A 2,876-nucleotide genomic window follows, 5' to 3' on the forward strand; every position below is an offset into this window, starting at 1 on the left:
GTGCGCAGGTAGAAGGGGACGCCCGCCCAGCGGCGGTTGTCGATGCCCAGCTTGATCGCGGCGTAGGTGTCGGTCTTGGAGTCCGGGTCGATGCCCTCCTCCTCCAGATAGCCGCGCACCTGCGCGCCGCCCTGCCAGCCCGCCGAGTACTGGGCGCGCACGGTGTCGCGGCCCAGGTCCTTCGGCAGCCGCACGGCGCCGAGCACCTTCGTCTTCTCCGCGGCCAGCGCGTCCGCGTCGAAGGAGGCGGGCTCCTCCATCGCGGTGAGCGCGAGCAGCTGGAGCAGGTGGTTCTGGATGACGTCACGGGCGGCGCCGATGCCGTCGTAGTAGCCGGCCCGGCCGCCGATGCCGATGTCCTCGGCCATGGTGATCTGCACATGGTCCACGAAGGACCGGTTCCAGATCGGTTCGAACATCGTGTTGGCGAAGCGCAGCGCCAGGATGTTCTGGACGGTCTCCTTGCCCAGGTAGTGATCGATGCGGAAGACCTGGTCCGGGGCGAAGACCTCGTGCACGACCTTGTTCAGCTCCTCGGCCGACTTCAGGTCGTGGCCGAACGGCTTCTCGATGACCGCGCGCCGCCAGGAGCCGCCGGTCTGGTCCGCCAGCCCGTGCTTCTTCAGCTGCTGGATGACCACCGGGAAGGAGCGCGGCGGCACGGACAGGTAGAAGGCGAAGTTGCCGCCCGTGCCCTGTGCCTTGTCCAGCTCCTCGATGGTGGCGCGCAGCCTCTCGAACGCCTCGTCGTCGTCGAAGGTGCCCTGGACGAACCGCATGCCCTGGATGAGCTGCTGCCAGACCTCCTCGCGGAAGGGGGTACGGGCGTGCTCCTTGACGGCGTCGTGGACCTCCTGCGCGAAGTCCTCGTGCTGCCACTCGCGGCGGGCGAAGCCGATGAGCGAGAAGCCCGGCGGCAGCAGACCGCGGTTGGCGAGGTCGTAGACGGCCGGCATCAGCTTCTTGCGCGACAGATCCCCCGTGACGCCGAAGATGACCAGGCCCGACGGCCCCGCGATACGCGGGAGCCGTCGGTCTGCGGGGTCACGAAGCGGATTCGCTCCTGTGACGGAGGGAGACAAGGTGTCAGCCCTCCGCGGGGGCGAGGCGCTTCAGCTCGGCCTCGGTCGACTTCAGCAGGTCGTTCCAGGACGCCTCGAACTTGTCGACGCCCTCGTCCTCCAGGAGCTGCACCACGTCGTCGTACTTGATCCCGAGCCGCTCGACGGCGTCGAGGTCGGCGCGGGCCTGCTCGTACGTGCCGGCGATGGTGTCGCCGGTGATCTCACCCGACTCCTCGGTGGCCAGCAGGGTGGCCTCCGGCATGGTGTTCACCGTGTTCGGCGCGACCAGCTCGTCGACGTACAGCGTGGACTTGTACGCCTTGTCCTTCACGCCGGTGGAGGCCCACAGCGGACGCTGCTTGTTGGCGCCCGCCTTCTCCAGCGCGCTCCAGCGGTCCGAGGAGAAGACCTCCTCGTACGCCTGGTAGGCGAGCCGGGCGTTGGCGAGGGCGGCCTTGCCGCGCAGCGCCTTGGCCTCGTCGGTGCCGAGCGCGTCGATCCGCTTGTCGATCTCGGTGTCCACGCGGGACACGAAGAAGGACGCCACGGAGTGGATCTGCGAGAGGTCGAGACCCTTCTCCTTGGCCTTCTCCAGGCCGGCGAGGTAGGCGTCCATGACCTTGCGGTAGCGCTCGAGCGAGAAGATCAGCGTGACGTTGACGCTGATGCCGTTGCCGATGACCTCGGTGATCGCGGGCAGGCCCGCCTCGGTGGCCGGGATCTTGATCAGCGTGTTCGGACGGTCCACCAGCCAGGCGAGCTGCTTGGCCTCGGCGACGGTCGCCTTGGTGTCGTGCGCCAGGCGCGGGTCGACCTCGATGGAGACCCGGCCGTCCTGGCCGCCGGTCGCGTCGAAGACCGGGCGCAGGATGTCGGCGGCGTCCCGGACGTCCGCCGTGGTGATCATGCGGATGGCTTCTTCGACCGTCACCTTGCGGGCGGCGAGGTCGGACAGCTGCTGGTCGTAGCCGTCGCCCTCGGAGATCGCCTTCTGGAAGATGGTCGGGTTGGTGGTGACGCCCACGACGTGCTGCTGGTCGATCAGCTCGGCGAGGTTGCCCGAGGTGATCCGCTTGCGCGACAGGTCGTCCAGCCAGATCGCGACGCCTTCCTCGGAGAGGCGCTTCAGTGCGTCTGTCATGGAAAATGCATCTCCTACGTGTCGTATATGAGCGTCAGCGCTGGGCGGCGGCGAGCGATTCCCGGGCCACGGCTGCCACGTTCTCCGCGGTGAAGCCGTATTCGCGGAAGAGCACCTTGCCGTCGGCGGAGGCACCGAAGTGCTCCAGGGAGACGATCCGGCCGGCGTCCCCGACGTACTTGTGCCAGGTGAGACCGATGCCGGCCTCGACCGCGACACGCGCCTTCACGTGCGGCGGCAGGACGCTGTCCCGGTACCCAGGGTCCTGCTGCTCGAACCACTCGACGGACGGCATCGACACCACGCGGGTGGGCACACCATCGGCCTGGAGCGCCTCGCGGGCCTCGACGGCGACGTGCACCTCGGAGCCGGTGGCGATCAGGATCACCTGCGGCTCACCGCCGTCGGCCTCGAACAGGACGTAGCCGCCCTTGGCCGCGTCGTCGTTGGGCTCATAGGTCGGCACGCCCTGCCGGGTCAGCGCCAGACCGTGCGGCTGGCCCTTGCCGAACTCCTTGGTGTACCGCTTGAGGATCTCGCGCCAGGCGATGGCGGTCTCGTTGGCGTCGGCCGGGCGGACGACGTTCAGGCCCGGGATGGCGCGCAGCGCGGCCAGGTGCTCGACCGGCTGGTGGGTCGGGCCGTCCTCGCCGAGGCCGATGGAGTCGTGC

Annotated in this window: 3 protein-coding genes; all 3 read right to left on the bottom strand. The window is 68.9% G+C overall.

All coding sequences use genetic code 11. From position 1 onward, the window contains the following. Positions 1–1,082 (bottom strand): glucose-6-phosphate dehydrogenase (zwf, locus tag VE614_RS33010; protein ID WP_324945864.1); only part of this gene is annotated, 1,082 nt, incomplete at its 3' end. A gap of 4 nt (positions 1,083–1,086) precedes the next feature. Then, positions 1,087–2,205 carry a transaldolase gene (gene tal / locus VE614_RS33015; RefSeq protein ID WP_324945867.1) on the bottom strand — a complete coding sequence of 373 codons (1,119 nt, stop codon included), beginning with the start codon at positions 2,203–2,205 and terminating at the stop codon, positions 1,087–1,089. A 34-nt stretch (positions 2,206–2,239) separates the two neighbouring features. Next, positions 2,240–2,876, bottom strand: a 637-nt coding sequence (locus VE614_RS33020) for a transketolase-like TK C-terminal-containing protein (protein WP_324945870.1), incomplete at its 5' end; no start/stop codon positions are given.

The organism is Streptomyces sp., from assembly GCF_035645055.1.
In the GTDB taxonomy this organism is placed as follows: Bacteria; Actinomycetota; Actinomycetes; order Streptomycetales; family Streptomycetaceae; genus Streptomyces.

What these genes read in the sequence shown, in the direction of transcription:
- tal (WP_324945867.1), bottom strand. Translation starts at nt 2,205, where the DNA reads ATGACAGACGCACTGAAGCGCCTCTCCGAGGAAGGCGTCGCGATCTGG.